A 20,081-nucleotide genomic window follows, 5' to 3' on the forward strand; every position below is an offset into this window, starting at 1 on the left:
AGAACCGGTTCCAAAATAACTACTTTAATTGTAACCGGTTCCAATTATTAAATCAACACTACCTTTTCACTTTTTGCTTAAAGGGAGTGGGACAGAAATAATAAAGAACCACTAATCATTGATTATGTAGTGGTTCTTACGCATTAGCCACAGCTAATGCGTACTTTAAAATAGGAATACATGAGTGAAACTCATGCATAAGAAATACTAATTTCTAAAGAAAAAGAATGACTTTACAGTCAACTACTGTCTATATATAAATGTAACTTGAACTATATATATTTATGTCCCAGCCTGTAATGTCGTTGACTAATTATGATTAAGGGTATATATGAAATACTAAACGTATAGGAGGGTACAAATTGAAAGAACGCGGACGCATTGAACAATTATGGCGAGAAGAAAAATATCGTGTTTTACTACATAGTCAAAAACAATATGACGCTATTCGAGAAAAGCTAAAGAATCAAACCTCTTACGAGGAAATTCGTATGATGATTGAACACGCTATCACTATTGATCCCAGTCAAGGTAGTGTCATAAATGCATATGATCATATGTGGGGATACTTTAAAAAGTTGGCTACTGACGAAGAAAAGCAAAAGTCTCAAAAATTGAAACAACAATTTGTTAACCATGAGGTGTCCATTCATGATTTAATGTCATTTTTAAATGTATTAGCTAATAAATATGAGGTACATTACATACAACAAAGTACTGTATTAAAAGAATAAAAAAACAAACGTTCCATTTTTTAAGGAACGTTTGTTTAATTTTGTGTCGAAAAGGTACGTCACTTTAAGACACATTAAATGTACATTATGTTTAAATTCTAAAGAAAGATTAATTCTAAGTTGTATCACCAAATAATAATAAACAATAAATAGGACTTAATGCTATAACATCCAGTGAAAGTTATTGTCATGCTTCATATAATTTGTTTTCACTTCGGGGGGAGTATTTCAAATTAATGATTATAAATTATCGCTACTTAAAAATTGATGCTTCATCATACTTTAATTTTCAGAAGATGTGATTTCTCAGGATGCTACCCTATTTCTTTATTGGTTAATATCAGCTGCACATTCTAGTTGCTATATCATATCGATTTCAAACCAATGTCATAATGCCTTAACACATATGCTATATGTGTTATGAAGAAATAAGAATTGTATGCGTTAAATCTTGATGTTTATTCTTATTTTAAGTTGATTATTTATTTCACTAAATATGGCGTATGTGATTCTGTGTTGTCTCTCTCTTTTGTTGTTATATCTAAGATGTGTATAACGTACATTTAAAATCACAGATTAACAATCCAGGAATTAAATTTTTTAAAATTCTGTTGGATTGAAATCTATTATTATTATCTACTAAATATTTCATTCTCACTCTATTTAAAATTTCCAAATACTCTCTACTACATTTCTAATTTCTCATTTGTATTGTAAACAACACAAAATTGACTACGTTTTCACAAAAATTGCTATAATAACTTTTATTTTTAACTATTACTATTTGAATGAAAATCTATTATAATAAATATTATTATTCAATCGCATATTAAATGACTTAGACTATGAATATTCTCATATATATTCAAATCGAACAATTTATAAGTGATTATTATATTGTGATACTAAAAAATAAGAGGAGTCCCTTCACATAACATGTCATGCCATTTAACCCTATCCACTCAACATCAAACGCAGCCATGTCGTAATATTAATCAAATCATCATACTGTTTTCATTAAGTCATGAATTGAGCATTAAAATAAATGGTGAACGTAAAGATTTAGATGCTCATATTGCAATTATTAACCATGGAGACATATATGAAATAGAAAATGCGACACATTTAGTTCAATTAAGCATACCTATTTTTTATTTCTACATCGAAGATACATCTTTTTTTCAATGTTACTTTGACAGACATTTATTGCAATCAAGTGACTACATCAAAACATTATTACTTCAACTTTTACAACAAGATTCGAAAAATAATATTGACCAACAAGTGTGCCCTAAAATCATCCAAACATTATATAAAGAAGCAGTAGTAAAATTAGAAGACGATTATATACCTAATATGGCAGTCAACTATCCTTTATTTGCAAATTGTCTTCAATTTTTAGAAGAACATTTAAGTCAACCTATTTCTTTAAAAGATGTCGCTACTCACAGTAGTATTTCTGAGTCTTATTGTTCTAATTTATTTAATCGATATTTGAATATGAATTTTAAAGACTACTTTACAAGTCTAAAATTATGTCATTCTATTCAACTACTTATGACCTCTCATTTATCAATTAACGCTATATCCGAAATATCTGGTTTTACTAGTCATACCAATTTTACGAATCAATTTAAAAATTATTTACAATTTAGCCCTAAACAATACCGCACATATATCAATCAAATCGATACAATGCCACAATTAAACATTGGTGAATATGATCATGCAGCTTTTTTACCACTCATAGAAAACTTTACTTTCAATGATCAATTAACTACAGAAATTACGAAAATTGATATTGAACATTTTGATCCTAAAGATCATTCAAAAGCTTCCAAAGCATTTATTCGACTCGATAATTTCAATGAATTGTTTCACTTCACCTTTAATGATTATTTCGATATAGATTTTTCATTTTTACCTGAACCGGTCATACTTATCAACGACATTAAGGACTTAACAACCAATCAAATCAATTATCATTTATTATATAGATGCTTTGATAAATTATTCGAACGACATATTGGCTTAGCAATGACCATTAAATCCAAAGTGGACTTTAAAGCAGTTAATCAATTCATCTTAACATTTTTACAAGGTCATACCGACTATCAACTCAATAAAAAGACAGTCAAACTAATGCTAATTTTTGATTCAGCAACAATGACTATACATGATATTCATCTATGTCATTTGAAGATTAAAAATAAAAATAGAGATATCAAATATGGTGTAACTATAGATGGATTATTGCATCAACATCAAACTTTAGATAAAACATATGATATTTTAAGACGACTACATTTTGATTATTATTTACTCGATATCGAAAATATAGAAACGACATCCTTGTTGATTAACAAAAGTAAAACATATAATCGAACGACTTCGCATTTCGATAATTATAAACAATTTATAATAGATTCAGGTATAGAATCTACACGTTTTGTGTATGATTATTTATCTTTAAAATGTTTTAAATATACTAACAATGGTGCAAATCCATTACAACTCGCTGACTTAGTTTGTCATATTATTGCACTATTACGCTATGGTGGTGGCATTAGTTACCAATTGATTGCCACTGGTTCAATTTATATTTCTCTTTTTAATGAATTCGGTAATGCACTACCCCTCATTCACATTTATAAAATGGCGCATGCATTTGTGGATGAACCTATTCAAATTTCTAATAATTACATCTTGAGTCGAAAAGATGGCAATTATCATTTTATTTTATTTAATAAAATCAACGATCGCTATTTATCTGATACACATCTAGAATTCATATTAAAAAATAACTTAAAAGCAAATTCATTAATTACAGTCCAAACGTTAAATAATGAACATGGTACTATTGATAATTTATTACCTCAAAACAGACAACAACTGTTTCTTGATAAGGAGATGATTGAACAATTAGACCGTTCTAATCATCCTAAAACTGAATTATCACTCCTAGAACTTGATAATCAAGACATCAAGATCATTTTAAAACACGACGAAGTGAAGTATATCTGTATTAAACCTAATTAATGATTTAAATATAACTATGGCTAAAGTTTAACAATGATGATTTATGGTTATAGTTATCATTAAGGAGATGATTATATTGGATAATCAAAAAGCAACTGAAGCGATTGAAAAAGTATTAGATCATTCTAAAGTAGGTGTACTATCTACAGCTTATAATAACAAACCTAATAGTAGATATATGGTGTTTTATAATGATGAATTAACGCTTTATACTAAGACAAATGTCAACTCAATTAAAGTTGAAGAAATTGAAGATAATCCTTATGCGTACATTTTATTAGGTTATAATGAAACAACTAATCACAGTTTTGTTGAAATTGATGCAACGATTGAAGTTGTCAAAGATCAAAAAGTCATTGATTGGTTATGGGAAACGCAAGATAAATCATTCTTTGATTCTAATAAAGACCCTGAATTATGTGTATTAAAAGTAACGCCTAAGTCTATCAAACTTATGAATGACAAAGATTTAGATACACCTTTCACAATTGAATTATAATTATAATGAGAGTTTGGGACACAATTCCAAAATAATAGCACAAAGATGATTTAAAGTTTCGAATCATTTTTGTGCTTCTTTTATATTTATTATGAGGTTTACACATGTAATTTAATCCATGCCACTAAACTCATTTAATGAAGTGCTTATGTAAAAAAGGAATTACATGACTTAATACGCACACCAATGGAAGCTCAAATACTTATTTGTCGATATTTTTACGTTAATGAACCACAAATACGTATATTTTATGAATTTTTCAATTAATAATAAACACTTATATTTTGAATTTAATTGCAAATTACTCTAATTTTCTGTATAAATGAAATAGAAAACAACAATACTAAAGGAGAATATATAAAATGAAGAGTAAAAAAGGACTTGGTTTTGGTCTTATCGCAATTATGTTAATTGTATGTATTGTTTTAGTTGTCGTAATGATGGCTGGTGGCAAAAAAGAAACATACTATGGTGTTATGAAAAATGAAACAACAATTGATAAAATGATTAGTGAAAAAGACGAAAAAATTGAAAAGAATGTTAAACTTCCTTCAGATGCAAAAGTATCTGTTAAAAAAGAAGATTTCGTTATGATTACTAAAAATGAAAAAACTGGCAAAATTGCAAAAGTGAAAAAAGTAGATCATGATGATGTACCTCACGGATTAATGACTCAAATCCATGATATGGGACATATGCATATGTAGTTAAAAAGGAAGCAAGTCCTGATGACTTGCTTCCTTTTCTTTGTATATATATTTGTCGTATTCTCATAAGTCTAACCATTAAAATGGAAGTACGTTTAAGGATCACAGTAGCTTGCGCTACTGCGTAAGAGGGTGAAGAACAGAAATTTTACATTTCGTCTTTCTTCCCCGGCATATGATGACTAGGTGAGTTACAAGCATCTCGTAGTAACTTACCAGTCATCCACTGCCTCTAACCATTAAAATGGAAGTACGTTTAAGGATCACAGTAGCTTGCGCTACTGCGTAAGAGGGTGAAGAACAGAAATTTTACATTTCATCTTTCTTCCCCGGCACATGATGACTAGGTGAGTTACAAGCATCTCGTAGTAACTTACCAGTCATCCACTGCCTCTAACCATTAAAATGGAAGTACTTCTTTAAATGCATAAGAGCCCCTAATCGCTAATGCGATTTTCTTCTTCGGTTCGCCTTAGCTTGCGCTAATGCATAAGAGCCCCTAATCGCTAAGCGATAAGGGGCTCTAAAAATGTCAGATTTGTTATTTTATAGTGATTTTAAATACTCTTGGCCTTGTTTCTTATCATATAAGTTTTCCCATTTTGCGATAACTACAGTTGATAAAGCGTTACCCATAACGTTAACGACTGTACGTACCATGTCTAATAAACGGTCAACTCCTATGATTAATGCAAGTCCTTGAGCTGGTAATCCCATTGCACCTAATGTTGTTAATAAAACAACGATTGAAGTACCTGGAACTGCCGCCATACCTTTTGATGTAAGCATTAATGTTAACATTAACACAATTTGTTCTGTTAACGTTAAATGCATACCATACATTTGTGCGACGAATAAAGCAGCGATTGACTGATACAATGCTGAACCGTCTAAGTTAAATGTATATCCAATTGGTATAACAAATGATGTAATTTCTTTTGGTGAACCAAATTTTTCCATCTTTTTCATCATTACTGGTAATACAGCTTCTGAGCTTGATGTTGAGAAGGCTAAAAGAATTTCACTTTTTAGTATTTTCATAATTGAGAAAATACTTATGCCACACATTCTTGCTACAATTCCTAATACTACAACTACAAAGAATACCATCGCGAAGACGACAACTAATACAAGTTTAAGTAGAGGAAGTAAAGCTGATGCACCAAATGTAATAATTGTTGTACAAATAAATGCAAAGACACCTAATGGTGCTAATTTTAAAATTTTGTTAATCATCCAGAAAACTGCTTCTAATGTACCATTTAAGAAAGATTTAACTGGTTCTGCTTTTTCACCGATGGCAGCTAAGCCTAAACCGAAGAATACAGCAAAGAAGATAATTGGTAATAATTCTCCTTTAGTTAAAGCTTCAAAAAAGTTTGTAGGTACAATGTTTACAATGGTATCAATAAAATGGTTACCATATGTAGATTGTTCTGCAGCGTGTGCAGATGATTGATATTTAGAAATATCGCCCTTTGGTAGTTTTGATGGATCAAGTCCAGAACCTGGTTTAAACAAGTTACCGAAGATAATCCCAAGACCAATAGCGATTGTTGTTATAATCTCAAAGTAAAGTATTGTTTTCCATCCATAGCGACCTACGGTTTTCGACTCCCCTACGTTCGAAATAGATAACGCTAAAGAACAGAACACAACTGGAATAACGATCATTTTAATTAAATTTAAAAAGACGTCTCCAAATGGCTTTATGTAGTTAGCCGCTTCTTCATTTCCATATAATATAAGTCCAACGACAACACCTAGAACCAACGCAATTAATACTTGCACTGGAAGGCTAATTTTTCTCTTGAATAGAGCCATATTGCAAACTCCCCTTCATCTGACATCACTTAATTATATCAGATAACTTAAAAATAGCTATAATTTTTTAAATAACAAATACAAATAATTGTGTTGAAATTTCTAAATAATTGTGAAACCAGAGTATTTTACTACGGTTATTTTTCCCACTTTCATTGTTATAATCATAATTCTAGCCTAATATCAAACTTACACAATAAGAAAAAAGGTTACCGATTTTTTCAATCGATAACCTAAAATTATTTGGGTTAATTTGAAGGTTTATAATTTTTATTAAAGTAATTGTGTTTGGCACTTTTTAAACTTTTCTTAGTTTCAGTATCAAAACCTTCTGCAAAGATACCTTTTCTTGTACTTATCGGCTGTATGACATAAGTTACTTTAGGCTCGTCTTTATAAATAACTTCCTTATAATAGACACCTTTTTTAGCGCTATACAAAGTTTCTTCTTTTTTTATCTTATCTTTTAAATGATGTTCTTTAAGATAACTATCGACCATTTCAATATTTTTATGGCCTTGATATGTTTTAAGTGCGAAGAAAAATGCAAATGCTAAAACTAATGAAATGATTAATATAATAGCGATTCTAATTAATTTCTGTTTCCTACTCATTTTATAGACTCCTTTTGCCTTATCTTAATTAGTATGAACGAAAAGCATACATTTTTAAAGTCTTATAAAACTTTTGTAACAAAATATTCTTATCTGAATTTTGCACTTAAAAGTTTGGTTCAAGTTTATTATAGATATTGTCTAACATCTTCAAGTGGTAAACGTACTGAGTCATGTGCTTCTTGTGCACCTTTACCTACTGCAATAGCTACCACAGGTACAAAACGCTCACTATCTAAACCTAACACGTCTGCAATATTAGCTTTATCAAATCCACCGATTGGATTCGTATCATAGCCATGAGATTTAGCTACAAGCATGAATTGCATAGCCATTAAACTACTATCAATATTGACGATATCTTTCATACCCTCTCTAGATAGCCCTTTATAATGAGGAAGGACCCAACTTAACATTTTATCTTTTATTTCTTCGGTCATATGTTTCTTACTTACTGCATCACTATAAATTTGTTCAGCTTTTTCATAATTTTTCAAGTCACCAAAAACAATAATCATCGCGGACGATGTATTCACTTGTCTTGAGTTCATCCCAAATGAGGGTAAGATTTTTTCTTTACCTTCATCCGAATCTACTACCATTATTCTCCACGGCTGCATATTTACGGATGATGGTGCCTTAGTTGCTTTTTGAATCATTTCATCCATTTCTTCGTGACTAATTTTATATTCAGTATCAAATACTTTTACAGATTTTCTTCCTTTTAATACATCATTAAATTTTGAGATTCTTTCCATTAAGTTCTCCTCTTTCTTTATAAGTCGTTTGATATTTCAAAACAATTAATTTTTATTATAATTTTGTAATTTTTAAATGAAAAGCAATTTGCCTATATCACTTCAAACGGCACTTGACAAGTCATACACTTCATAATATTGTTAGCTTAACAAGGAGTGATTTAATGTATGTAGAAAATAGTTATTTAAGCAAACAATTATGCTTTTTATTCTATGTTTCATCAAAAGAAATAATCAAAAAGTATTCTAGTTATTTAAAGGAATACGAACTCACGTACACTGGTTATATAGTGCTAATGGCGATTGAAGAAGATGAGAAACTTAACATCAAAACTTTAGGTGATAGAGTTTTCTTAGATTCAGGCACTTTAACACCATTACTAAAAAAATTAGAAAAGAAAAATTACGTTGTTCGAACTCGTGAAGAAAAAGATGAAAGAAATCTTCAAATTTCACTGACAGATCATGGTAAAAGTATTAAAAAACCATTATCTGAAGTGTCATTAAAAGTATTTGGCGAATTTGATATCGACGTTAACGAAGCTAAAGAATTAATCAACCATCTTCAAATGTTTGTTTCTAAAAACTTTGATAAATCCACGGAAAAGTAATACTTCTATAGAGAAAAAGACAAAAGTAAACTTTCCCTCAACATTCATATCTTTCTTTTATTCATGTAAATCCAAGTTATGTGAACCAATGTTTCATATTGTAAGCTTTTGTCTATATTCTCTAGAACGAGTAATCACTCCATGAATCCTTTTTACTTTACCTCACCCTAAACAGTACATATAATGAATTTACAATTAAATATGATTCAAATTTAGTTAATCAAAAGGAGCGAATAGTATGCCTAGTAACGACTTCTTTAATAATTCATTTTTGAAAAATGACCCTACTGATATGTTTAGAGACTTAGGTAAACAAGTTTTTAATCAGTTTTCAACACAAGCATTTCCAGCTAATTTATATAATGAAAGCGATCATTATTTAATAGAAGCTGAACTTGCAGGCGTTAAAAAGGAAAATATATCATTAACTTTTGATCATCATACATTAACGATTAAAGCTAATAAGTATTTAGAGCCTCATAATGGACAAGCACAATTGAATGAACGTTCTAACGGAGAACTTGTGCGTCGATTTGAATTTGAAGATGTAGATAAAGATTTAATCAAAGCAACATTTGAAGATGGCGTCTTAAATATTCGCTTACCTAAACAACAACAAGAATCTGAAGACGCAACAACTATTTCTATATTATAAATCAAAATATAACACCCTCGTCACGGTATAACCATGATGAGGGTGTTATTTATTTATGCTTCTTTTTTATTTAAATGAACCATTGTGATTAATGCGATAAGTCCAAAAACAGCTAAAAAGATAAATGCTAAATGACTTGAACCAGTCATACCTGTAACATATGTGATTACTAATGGTGGGAAAAAGCCGCCTAGTCCCCCCATCATTGATACAATACCATTTGCTGATCCAGCTTCTTTCGCAAAATATGAAGGTACTAATTTAAAAATAAGACCATTACCAATACCTGCACATACACTTATCATTAAACATCCAATGGTAAATAATGCGATGTGATTAGAAAATCCTAAAATTAATGCACCTATAATCATAATGACAAAATCTACCATCAGAACTTTAACTGCATTTAATTTATCACCTAGTATACCTCCGACTGGTCTCAAGAAAGTCGCTAAAGCAATAAATATACCTGAACGAATACCTGCATCTACTTTATCTATACCAAAATGTTGAACAAGATAGTTTGGCAAAAATAGTCCAAAGGCTACAAACGCACCAAATGTAATAAAGTACCAAAGACTTGTATAGTATAGTTTATAATTTTTAAATAAGATTTTCATTTGAGCTATTAGTGGCACTTTTACTTTAGGCTCACGATTATCCCCAAATATAAACATTAATACTGCAAATATAGCAATAATAATCAAATAACTTCTAACCGTTGTTTGCCAACCAATAATCCCTGCAATTGGCGGTGCTAAAAAGGATGAAATGGCTGTCCCTATATTTCCCATACCATAGATACCATTTGCTAATCCTACTTTATCTTTTGGAAAATATTTTGGAATTGATGTAACACCTACTGAGAAGATGGCACCACCAACACCAAGAAAGAATCCAGATATCATCATCATTTTTGGTGATTGTGCTTGTCCTAAAAAGTAAATTGGAAATAAAAGCACTATAAAGCTACAGAAAAACACCCATTTGGCTCCAACAATATTAGTTAAATATCCAAAAGGGACACGTAATATTGATCCTAAAATTACGGGTATTGCTAAAATAATGGATAGTTGTCCCGCTGATATTTTAATGTCTTGAGAAATAAACGGCATTAATGGAGAAATAATACTCCAAGCCATAAAACCAACCACTAAGCTAAGTGTTTGTAATGTGAGTTGAAATCCACCTTTTGTCTTGTCCATATTTTTACCCTCGTCGAATTCATTTATTTATTAGTACTATGTGGGCCTGCCTTTTAATAGCAGTATTAATGAACATAGAACTAATCTTAATTTGATTTTATCTACTTTGTGAAAAACTGAACATTAGGATAATCCCTTATTTATATAAGTAATTCCCCTATTAAAAGGTTCACAGTAGCTTTCACTACTGCGTATGAGGGTGAAGAACAGAAATTTTATATTTCGTCGTTCTTCCCCGGCACATGATGACTAGGTGAGTTACAAGTATCACGTAGTAACTTACCAGTCATCCACTGCCCCTAACCATTAAAATGGAAGTACTTTTAAGGATCACAGTAGCTTTCACTACTGCGTATGAGGGTGAAGAACAGAAATTTTATATTTCGTCGTTCTTCCCCGGCATATGATGACTAGGTGAGTTACAAGTATCACGTAGTAACTTACCAGTCATCCACTGCCCTTAACCATTAAAATGGAAGTACTTTTAAGGATCACAGTAGCTTTCGCTACTGCGTAAGAAGTACTAACCATTAAAATGGAAGTACTTCTTTAAATGCATTAGAGCCCCTAATCGCTAAAGCGATTTTCTTCTTCAGTTCGCCTTAGCTTGCGCTAATGCATAAGAGCCCCTTATCGCTAAAGCGATCATTCTTTCGGTTCGCCTTAGCTTCACTAAGGCATAAGAGACCCTTATCGCTAAAGCGATAAGGGTCTCTAAAATTCTAATAGTTTCTTTTTCATGGTGTATTCTACGAGTTCTGGTTTTGATTTTAATTCTAGTTTGTTCATAATGTGTGTTTTATGTGCTTCTACGGTTTTTACTGATACAAATAGTTTTTCTGCTATTTCTTTATTACCGTAGCCTTTTGCTATTAATGGCAATATCTCTAATTCCCTTTTGGATAACACTTTGAATGGATCTGATGTATCTGTATATTCCTGATTACTACTGTTTACAAATTCATTGACTAATGAGGTTGTTAATTTCATATCCACATATGTCTCACCATTATAAACCGTTCTAATAGCAAGCAATAGTTGTTCATCAGGTGCGTTTTTCAAAATATAACCTTTCGCACCGTTCCTCAATACATGAAATAAATACTCTTCATCATCATACATCGTTAAGATTAAAATCTTAGTTTCAGGAAAACTTTCATGAATTTTACTCGTTGCGATAAGTCCAGATTCACCTGGTGGCATACTTAAGTCCATTAATAGCACATCAGGTTTAAACTCCATGACTTTTTGATAGGCTTCTACACCATCAGCAGCGGTAGCAACTACTTCCATATCCTCTTGATAATTCAATATCATAGAGAAACCGGTTCTAACAACTGCATGATCATCGGCAATAACTATTTTCAACATTATTCCCCCAAAAATTAATTTACAGTGGTACTTCTAAAGTAATAATCGTTCCTTTACCTATATGCGTTTCTATGTTTAAATTCCCTTCAACAAGTTCTGATCGCTCTTTCATTCCATATAACCCTAGTCCCGATCCTCTTGGCTTGGAAGATGGATCAAATCCTTGTCCTCGATCAATAATTTCAGCGATTAAAGTCAATTCATTTTGCTGAATAGTGACTTCTACTTCACTAACACCAGCATATTTTAAAGCGTTATATACAGCCTCTTGAACAACTCGATAAACGACTGTTTCCACTTCACTATCAAATCGATGATTGACAATGTTAGAAACATAATTGATTTGCATACCATAATTTTCTTCGAATTGTTTAAAATACGATTTAAATGCTGCCTCTAGTCCTAAATCATCAAGGGATGCAGGACGCAATTCAACTGATAAATGTCGGACATCATCAACGAGTTGTGACATTAATCCTTCAATATTTTTAACATCTTCTAATATCTTCTCTTTATCTTGTTGATATTTTAACAAACGTAATTGAACATCAATATTCAACATTTCTTGAATAACACTATCATGTAATTCTCTAGATATACGCTTACGTTCATTTTCTTGTGCAGAAATTGTTTTTCTCATCATTCGACGTTGATTCATTTTTTCTTGTCGTTCAATTTGAGGTGCAACATCTTGCAAAGTAAATGCGTTGATGCCTTTAACCGGATCAATTGTAATATAAGAAGCTGTAAATGGTGCGATTTTTCTGTTTTTTGTTTTCATAAATACTTGGAATTGAGAGTGATGAGGTTGTTCTACATCTAAAAAGCAATCTTTACATGACTGTAAGTCATACTCATTCGTGTAACCCTCGCATCGTCTGCATATCGCATTTGTCATCGCACTATAATTTTCTTCTTCCGAAATGACCTCTTTAGCCGCTTCATTCATTGCTATGACTTTTCCGTTATTATTTACAAAAACAATCTTCTCATTTGTACTTTCAAAATAACGTCTTAACAACACTTCAAGTTGTTCATTATTAACCGTCAAGTTAATCACCTAAATTTCTTCATTAAATATCCCTAATTGTTCATAAATATCTATATCATACACATTTATTGGTAATGGTTTATGATTTCTTTGGCCAAACAACATGACACCATACACTTGTTGTTGATACCAAAGTGGAATCGCTATGACCGCGGTTAAATTTTCACTGAGTAATATAGGAAACTTAACCTTTTCATCAGGTGTTAAAGCCATGTCTACATTAGCAATTACCATTCTCTTTCCCGTTTTCATCACATTACCAGCTAGACCTCGCCCTTTACGCAAAATAATCAATTTATATCTATCATTCTTATTGCCTGACACATATTGCCATTTTATAGGTGAAAAGGTGCTCGCTGATTCATAAAAAGCTAACGCTGCAAAATCAAAACCTTGTTCTAATCTAATTCTATCAATATTTTCTTGAAAATTTTGGCTTTCAAACATTGAATCTGGCATCATACTATTTCCACCCTTGAATTACTATAGTTTATTTTTTCGGTAAATAATGTACCTTCTATTTGTATACGATAAGGGTACACTCCATACATGAACTAAACGCGTAAATGGCCAACACGCAAAAATGGTAAACCCTAATAACATATGCAATTTAAATTGCAATGGTACATTGGTCATCAAATCTGCATGTGGTTTAAACATAAAGAGTTGTCTAAACCAAACTGAAATGGTTTCACGATAATTAAATTCGATATGCATCATATTAGTAACTATTGTAGAGTAACATCCCATGAAGATAATGATTAATAAAAGAATATTAACAAAAATATCTGAAAATGAACTTAAACGTCTCACATTTTTGAGTGTAATTCTTCTAGCGGTAAGTAACAACATACCTATTAACGTCATTATACCAAAAATACTACCAATATATACTGCCCCAAAATGATACATATGTTCACTAACACCTAATGAATCCATCCAATATTTCGGTATGACAAGACCAACGACATGTCCAAAGAAAACGGGAATTACGCCTAAATGAAATAGTAAGCTTCCCCATTTCAATCTCTTTTTTTCAATTAATTCGCTAGACTTTGCTGTCCAAGAAAACTGGTCATACTTAAATCTTGCAATGTGTCCGATGATAAATATAGCAATACATAAGTATGGATATATGACCCATAAAAATTGATTAATCATGTTGAGCCACCCCTTCTGGCACTTGTAAACATAATTTCAACGTCTTTCTTAATGCTTGAATGACATAACCATATGGATGGTTAAGTTTTCCAAGTTCATTTGCCATGACATATGTTCCATCTTCAATAATCATAATGACTAATTGAATATTTTCTTCTGCCCTTTCATCACCACGCCATTCTATAGTTTGTAAAAATTGTAGCATCAACGGTAGATAATCTGACAGTTCATTATCTACCATTTTCAAACCAAACATTTCGTACAATACTTTAAGTTTTGCTAACATTTGCCCTCGCTCTTTTTGCGTATCAAATTGATTATATGTCATATATAAAGGGGCTTTTTTGCTAAAATCAAAGGTATCTGTATATATTTGTTGAATTTCAGATAACGTATATTGCATCATCTGTTCTCTAAATGCTAATAGATCTTGATACCCCGGATGACTAGGATCGATAACTTCGTTAAATATATTTTCATTAAATGTCTTTTTCTCAGGGAAGCATAATTGCATTGCGATATATCCTAAACTGTCTTGATATCGATATAAATTGTCAAAGTTAATCACGGAAAATCCCTCCATAGAAACGCTCGTTATAAATGTCTTGACCTGACTTGTCCGTAGCAACTGCGACGCCGCATCCTTCACAATTCACACCGAAGTTTTCGCCACCATAACCTTGCGAACCTTGAGCGTGATACGTATCTAAATAAGTTTCTTTATGTGTTGTCGGTATCACAAATCGTTCTTCATATTTGGCTAAACCTAATAATCGATACATATCTTTCGTTTGTCGTTCAGTAAGACCTAGTTGCGTTAGACGTTCAACATCAAAATCTTTTTGAGTCACCTGTGCTCTCATATAACTTCTCATCATAGCCATTTTTTGTAGTGCTTGTTTGACCGGCTTAGTGGCACCTGCTGTAAACATATTCGCTAAGTATTCTATCGGTAAGCGCATTTCTTCTATGGCAGGGAAAATCATATCCGGATTTTGTTCTGAATTTTTACCTTCAAAGTAACTCATAATTGGACTTAATGGTGGACAATACCACACCATTGGCATTGTTCTATACTCTGGATGCAATGGGAATGCTAATTTATATTCAATGGCTAATTTATAAATCGGTGACTGTTGTGCCGCTTCAATCCATTCATGATTAATACCATCTTTTTCAGCTTGTGCAATGATTGCTTCATCAAATGGGTCCAAGAATAGTTCCAATTGCTTTTCATATAATTCTTGTTCATTTTCAGTTGATGCCATTTCTTCTACTCTGTCAGCGTCATATAATAATACGCCTAAATATCTCATTCGACCTGTACAAGTTTCTGAGCAAACTGTAGGCATGCCTGCTTCAATTCTAGGAAAACAAAATGTACATTTTTCAGCTTTATTCGTTTTCCAGTTAAAATAGACTTTTTTATAAGGACATCCAGTCATACAATAACGCCATCCACGACATGCATCTTGATCAACCAAAACGATGCCATCTTCATCTCTTTTATACATAGCACCTGATGGACAAGACGCAACACAGCTTGGATTAAGACAATGTTCACATAATCTTGGTAGATACATCATAAATGTTTCATCAAATTGAAACTTGATATCTTCTTCTATCTTTTGAATATTAGGGTCTTTAGGCCCAGTCACATGACCACCAGCTAAATCGTCTTCCCAGTTAGGTCCCCATTCAATATCCATATTTTCACCAGAAATAACAGAGTAGGCTCTTGCTACTGGAGAGTGTTGACCTGCCTTAGCTGTTGTTAAATGCTCATAGTTATAATTCCAGGGTTCATAATAATCTTGAATCAATGGCATATCAGGGTTATAGAAAATCTTTCCAAGTGCTATTTTAGACCACTTACTACCAGATTTAAGTTGTAATTTCCCTTTCCGATTCAATACCCAGCAGCCTTTATAGTGCTCTTGATCCTCCCAACGTTTGGGATAACCTGTACCAGGCTTTGTTTCAACATTATTAAACCACATATATTCTGCACCAGGTCGATTTGTCCATGTGTTTTTGCAGGTAACGCTACAAGTGTGACAACCTATACATTTATCTAAATTCAACACCATTGCTATTTGCGCTTTAATCTTCAAGCCAATTGACCTCCTTCATCTTTCTTACTGCTACATATACATCTCTTTGATTTCCAATTGGTCCATAATAATTGAAATGATAACTAATTTGAGCATAGCCACCTATGAGTTGTGTTGGTTTCAAATGAATTCGTGTTGGTGCATTGTGTGAACCACCTCTAGTATCAGTAATTTCAGAACCAGGTGTTTGAATATGTTTATCTTGTGCATGATACATAAACATTGTACCTTTAGGCATTCTGTGTGAAATGACAGCTCTCGCTGTAACGACACCATTTCGGTTATATACTTCTAACCAATCGTTATCCTGAATGTCATGTTCAACTGCATCCTCATCAGAAATCCATACTGTTGGTCCACCTCTAAATAACGTCAACATATGCTTATTGTCTTGGTACATAGAGTGAATATTCCATTTGCCATGTGGTGTTAAATAACGCAATATTAAAGTGTCAGTACCGCCTTTAATTTGCTTATCCTTAGTACCAAATACCATCGGTGGTAATGTAGGTTTATAAATAGGCAAACTTTCTCCAAATTGTTGGAAAATCTCATGATCAATATAGTAACTTTGACGACCAGTTAACGTTCTAAATGGTACGAGTCTTTCTATATTTGTTGTAAATGGTGAATAACGTCGTCCATTTTTATTTGAGCCAGGGAACACTGCTGTCGGAATAACTTCTCTAGGTTGAGAACCAATATTTAAAAATGTTATTTTTTCAGACGCACGTTCACTTGAAATGTCAGTTAGCGTCATACCTGTTTGTTTTTCTAAATCTTGATAAGATTTTTGTGATAATTTGCCATTAGTAGCTGATGAAAGATTTAACATTGCATCTGCTACATTTCGAGCAGAGTGAATTCTAGGTTTATCATTTTTGATAGATTTAGGATCTTTATCATTCCAAGTCCCTAGCATACTTTTTAATTCTTCGTATTGTTCCTTCACGCTAAAACTAACACCATGCGCCCCTACTTTATCTGTCTCTAATTTCGGTCCAACAGAAACATACTTATCATAAATTAATGTGTAATCACGTTCTACGATGGTAAAGTTAGGCATTGTTTTACCTGGTATGGCATCTATCTCACCTTTAGACCAATCTTTTACTATACCTAATGGTGTGGCTATTTCTTGTTTAGAATCATGACCTAATGGTGTTGTTACGACATCTTTATATGTACCTGGTAGATAATCCTTCGCCATTTCTGACACTGCTTTAGCGAGTGTTTTATAAATATCCCAATCGGATCGAGACTCCCACAATGGATCTATGGCTGGATTAAATGGATGAACATAAGGATGCATATCAGTAGAAGAAAGGTCATGCTTTTCATACCAAGTTGCTGCTGGTAAAACAATATCTGAATATAATGGCGTCGCTGTCATTCTAAAATCGAGCGATACGAGTAAATCTAATTTACCTGTTGTTTCTTCTCTCCACTGAATTTCATCAGGTTTATCATCTTCGTTTGGTGATGCTAATAATCCTGATTTTGTACCTAATAAATGTTTCATAAAATATTCTTGTCCTTTAGCAGAACTAGAAATTAAATTAGAACGCCATACGAATAATGTTTTAGGATGGTTTTTTCTTAAATCAGGATCTTCTACTGCAAATTTTGTTTCCTTCGTTTTCACTTCATTAATCGCACGTTGTAAGATGGCTTCATTTGAATCATCACCATTTTCTTTGGCTTCTTCAGCGAATAACAAACTATTCTTATTAAACTGTGGATACGAAGGCAACCAGCCTAATTTAGCTGCTGTCACATTGTAATCAGCAGGATGTTGATGTTTTATATGCTTCGCTAAAGGTGATTTCAATTTATCAACATTTGATTCTTCATACTTCCATTGATCTGTTGCGAAATAGAACCAACTTGTCCCATTTTGTAAGCGTGGAGGCCCTTGCCAATCTTTAGCAAATGCAATCGTATTCCATCCTTCGATAGGTCGACATTTTTCTTGTCCAACATAGTGTGCCCAACCACCACCATTGACACCTTGACAGCCACATAACATAACTAAATTTAAAATAGAACGATAAATTGTATCGGAATTAAACCAATGGTTGATACCAGCTCCCATAATAATCATTGAGCGTCCTTCTGTGTCTATAGCATTTTGAGCAAATTCTTTTGCAACTTGAATGACTAGGCTAGATTTTATACCTGTAATGTTTTCTTGCCAGGCAGGCGTATATTTAGAATGTGCATCGTCATATCCCGTTGCTTCTAATTCATGATTAAAACGTTTGATACCATATTGACTTATCATCAAATCATATACAGTAGTAATATATCTTTCATCACCATTAGCTAATTTAATCTTCTTAGTAGGTATAGGTCGTTCAAAGACACCGTCGCCATTGCTATCAAAATATGGAAATTGAATTTGTTGTAATTCAAAATCACTTTCATCCATGGATAGACTAGGTTGAATATCATTGCCTGCTTCATCTTCTAATTTAAGATTCCATTGTTTACCATCTTCCCAGCGTTGCCCCATCGTGCCATTTGGAACAACTAGTTGATTTGATAAGTTATCAAATAACACAGGCTTCCATTCTCCGTTTGTTGTATCTTGTCCAAGATCACTTGCTCTTAAAAATCGGCCTGCTTTCAAACCATTTTCATCTTGATCTAACATTAATACAAAAGGCATATCTGTATATTGTTTAGCATAATTAATGAATCGTGCATTAGGATTATTGATATAATATTCTTGTAAAATAACATGTGTCATTGCTTGCGCAACTGCAGCATCAGTGCCTGGGTTAGGCGCCAACCAATTATCTGCAAACTTTACATTTTCAGCATAATCTGGTGCGATAGAAATGACTTTAGTGCCTTTATATCGTACTTCTGTCATGAAATGTGCATCTGGAGTTCTTGTTAATGGTACGTTTGAACCCCACATAATCATGTAAGCAGCGTTATACCAATCACTTGATTCAGGGACATCTGTCTGTTCTCCCCATATTTGAGGTGATGCTGGTGGCAAATCGGCATACCAATCATAAAAACTCAACATTTCTCCACCCAACAAATTAATGAATCGTGCACCAGCTGCATAGCTCACCATAGACATCGCTGGAATAGGCGTGAATCCTGCTATTCTATCTGGACCATCTTTTTTTATGGTATATAGTAATTGAGCAGCGATAATATCAGTTACATCTTTCCAATTTGATCGTACATGACCACCCATACCACGCGCTTGTTTATAACGTTTGGCTTTTTCTTCATCTTCTACAATAGATGCCCATGCAGCAATTTTGTTTCCATGATTTTCTTCAAGTGCTTCTTGCCATAATTCTAAAAGTTGCCCTCTGATATAGGGATATTTAACTCTTAATGGACTATATTCATACCATGAAAATGAGGCACCTCTTGGGCATCCTCTCGGTTCATATTCTGGCATATCTGGACCACAACTAGGATAATCTGTTTGTTGATTTTCCCATGTTATGACGCCATTTTTAACAAAAACTTTCCATGAACAAGACCCAGTACAATTCACGCCGTGGGTAGTTCTCACTTCTTTATCGTGACTCCAACGTTCACGGTACATTTTTTCCCATTCTCTGCTTTTACTTTCAAGTACTGACCAATTACCATTAAACTTTTCAGTTGGTTTAAAAAAATTTAATCCAAATTTGCCCATAAATATCCTCCTAGACCTTTACTTCATCTATGCGTTCCAATCTTTTCAATTAGATTGTACATTTT

17 protein-coding genes are annotated in these 20,081 nt (G+C 32.6%); 6 read left to right on the forward strand and 11 right to left on the reverse strand.

Going from position 1 to position 20,081, the window contains the following annotated elements:
- Window positions 1-362: 362 nt before the first annotated feature.
- The 4 genes from ACZ267_RS01140 (at window position 363) to ACZ267_RS01155 (ending at window position 4,979) form a co-directional block, all read left to right on the forward strand.
- Window positions 363-734, forward strand: coding sequence for a DUF1722 domain-containing protein (locus ACZ267_RS01140; protein ID WP_047211026.1), 372 nt, complete (start codon window positions 363-365; stop codon window positions 732-734).
- Window positions 735-1,670: 936 nt separating this feature from the next.
- Window positions 1,671-3,773 carry an AraC family transcriptional regulator Rsp gene (rsp, locus tag ACZ267_RS01145; protein ID WP_047211027.1) on the forward strand — a complete coding sequence of 701 codons (2,103 nt, stop codon included), beginning with the start codon at window positions 1,671-1,673 and terminating at the stop codon, window positions 3,771-3,773.
- 67 nt (window positions 3,774-3,840) lie between these two features.
- Window positions 3,841-4,272: a pyridoxamine 5'-phosphate oxidase family protein gene (locus tag ACZ267_RS01150; RefSeq protein WP_370657653.1), complete on the forward strand. Its 432-nt coding sequence runs from the start codon at window positions 3,841-3,843 to the stop codon at window positions 4,270-4,272.
- A gap of 362 nt (window positions 4,273-4,634) precedes the next feature.
- Window positions 4,635-4,979 (forward strand): DUF4889 domain-containing protein, encoded by a 345-nt coding sequence (locus ACZ267_RS01155; protein ID WP_047211028.1) that lies wholly within the window; start codon window positions 4,635-4,637, stop codon window positions 4,977-4,979.
- Window positions 4,980-5,525: 546 nt separating this feature from the next.
- Here ACZ267_RS01155 and ACZ267_RS01160 read toward each other — a convergent pair.
- The 3 genes from ACZ267_RS01160 to ACZ267_RS01170 form a co-directional block, all read right to left on the reverse strand.
- Entirely contained in the window at window positions 5,526-6,803 is a 1,278-nt protein-coding gene (locus ACZ267_RS01160) for a cation:dicarboxylate symporter family transporter (RefSeq protein WP_002467272.1), read from the reverse strand.
- 248 nt (window positions 6,804-7,051) lie between these two features.
- Entirely contained in the window at window positions 7,052-7,417 is a 366-nt protein-coding gene (locus tag ACZ267_RS01165) for a DUF3139 domain-containing protein (RefSeq protein WP_002467273.1), read from the reverse strand.
- 128 nt (window positions 7,418-7,545) lie between these two features.
- Window positions 7,546-8,175: a nitroreductase family protein gene (locus ACZ267_RS01170; protein ID WP_047211029.1), complete on the reverse strand. Its 630-nt coding sequence runs from the start codon at window positions 8,173-8,175 to the stop codon at window positions 7,546-7,548.
- Between the two features lie 164 nt (window positions 8,176-8,339).
- Here ACZ267_RS01170 and ACZ267_RS01175 point away from each other — a divergent pair, with 164 nt between their 5' ends.
- Together ACZ267_RS01175 and ACZ267_RS01180 are read left to right on the forward strand one after the other, a co-directional pair.
- A complete protein-coding gene (locus ACZ267_RS01175) occupies window positions 8,340-8,786 on the forward strand; it encodes a MarR family winged helix-turn-helix transcriptional regulator (RefSeq protein WP_002450328.1) in 447 nt (148 codons plus the stop codon).
- Between the two features lie 238 nt (window positions 8,787-9,024).
- Window positions 9,025-9,441 (forward strand): Hsp20/alpha crystallin family protein, encoded by a 417-nt coding sequence (locus ACZ267_RS01180; protein WP_002467271.1) that lies wholly within the window; start codon window positions 9,025-9,027, stop codon window positions 9,439-9,441.
- 53 nt (window positions 9,442-9,494) lie between these two features.
- Here the strand turns inward: ACZ267_RS01180 and ACZ267_RS01185 are convergent, their stop codons facing one another.
- The 8 genes from ACZ267_RS01185 to ACZ267_RS01220 form a co-directional block, all read right to left on the reverse strand.
- Entirely contained in the window at window positions 9,495-10,646 is a 1,152-nt protein-coding gene (locus ACZ267_RS01185; protein ID WP_047211030.1) for a nitrate/nitrite transporter, read from the reverse strand.
- A 714-nt stretch (window positions 10,647-11,360) separates the two neighbouring features.
- Window positions 11,361-12,014: a nitrate respiration regulation response regulator NreC gene (gene nreC, locus ACZ267_RS01190; protein ID WP_047211302.1), complete on the reverse strand. Its 654-nt coding sequence runs from the start codon at window positions 12,012-12,014 to the stop codon at window positions 11,361-11,363.
- Window positions 12,015-12,036: 22 nt separating this feature from the next.
- The gene (gene nreB / locus ACZ267_RS01195; RefSeq protein WP_058714575.1) at window positions 12,037-13,068 is read right to left on the reverse strand and encodes a nitrate respiration regulation sensor histidine kinase NreB; all 1,032 of its coding nucleotides are present in this window, start codon (window positions 13,066-13,068) and stop codon (window positions 12,037-12,039) included.
- A 9-nt stretch (window positions 13,069-13,077) separates the two neighbouring features.
- Window positions 13,078-13,530 carry a nitrate respiration regulation accessory nitrate sensor NreA gene (gene nreA, locus ACZ267_RS01200; RefSeq protein ID WP_002465468.1) on the reverse strand — a complete coding sequence of 151 codons (453 nt, stop codon included), beginning with the start codon at window positions 13,528-13,530 and terminating at the stop codon, window positions 13,078-13,080.
- 21 nt (window positions 13,531-13,551) lie between these two features.
- Entirely contained in the window at window positions 13,552-14,229 is a 678-nt protein-coding gene (gene narI, locus ACZ267_RS01205; RefSeq protein WP_047211031.1) for a respiratory nitrate reductase subunit gamma, read from the reverse strand.
- Window positions 14,222-14,797: a nitrate reductase molybdenum cofactor assembly chaperone gene (gene narJ, locus ACZ267_RS01210; protein WP_047211032.1), complete on the reverse strand. Its 576-nt coding sequence runs from the start codon at window positions 14,795-14,797 to the stop codon at window positions 14,222-14,224. The genes narI and narJ overlap by 8 nt, the downstream gene beginning before the upstream one ends.
- On the reverse strand, window positions 14,790-16,343 hold the full coding sequence (gene narH, locus ACZ267_RS01215; RefSeq protein WP_047211033.1) for a nitrate reductase subunit beta: 1,554 nt from the start codon (window positions 16,341-16,343) through the stop codon (window positions 14,790-14,792). Before narH ends, narJ begins: the two co-directional genes overlap by 8 nt.
- Window positions 16,333-20,016: a nitrate reductase subunit alpha gene (locus ACZ267_RS01220; RefSeq protein ID WP_124747922.1), complete on the reverse strand. Its 3,684-nt coding sequence runs from the start codon at window positions 20,014-20,016 to the stop codon at window positions 16,333-16,335. The genes narH and ACZ267_RS01220 overlap by 11 nt, the downstream gene beginning before the upstream one ends.
- Window positions 20,017-20,081 lie beyond the last annotated feature (65 nt).

The organism is Staphylococcus sp. AC872 (assembly GCF_979255425.1).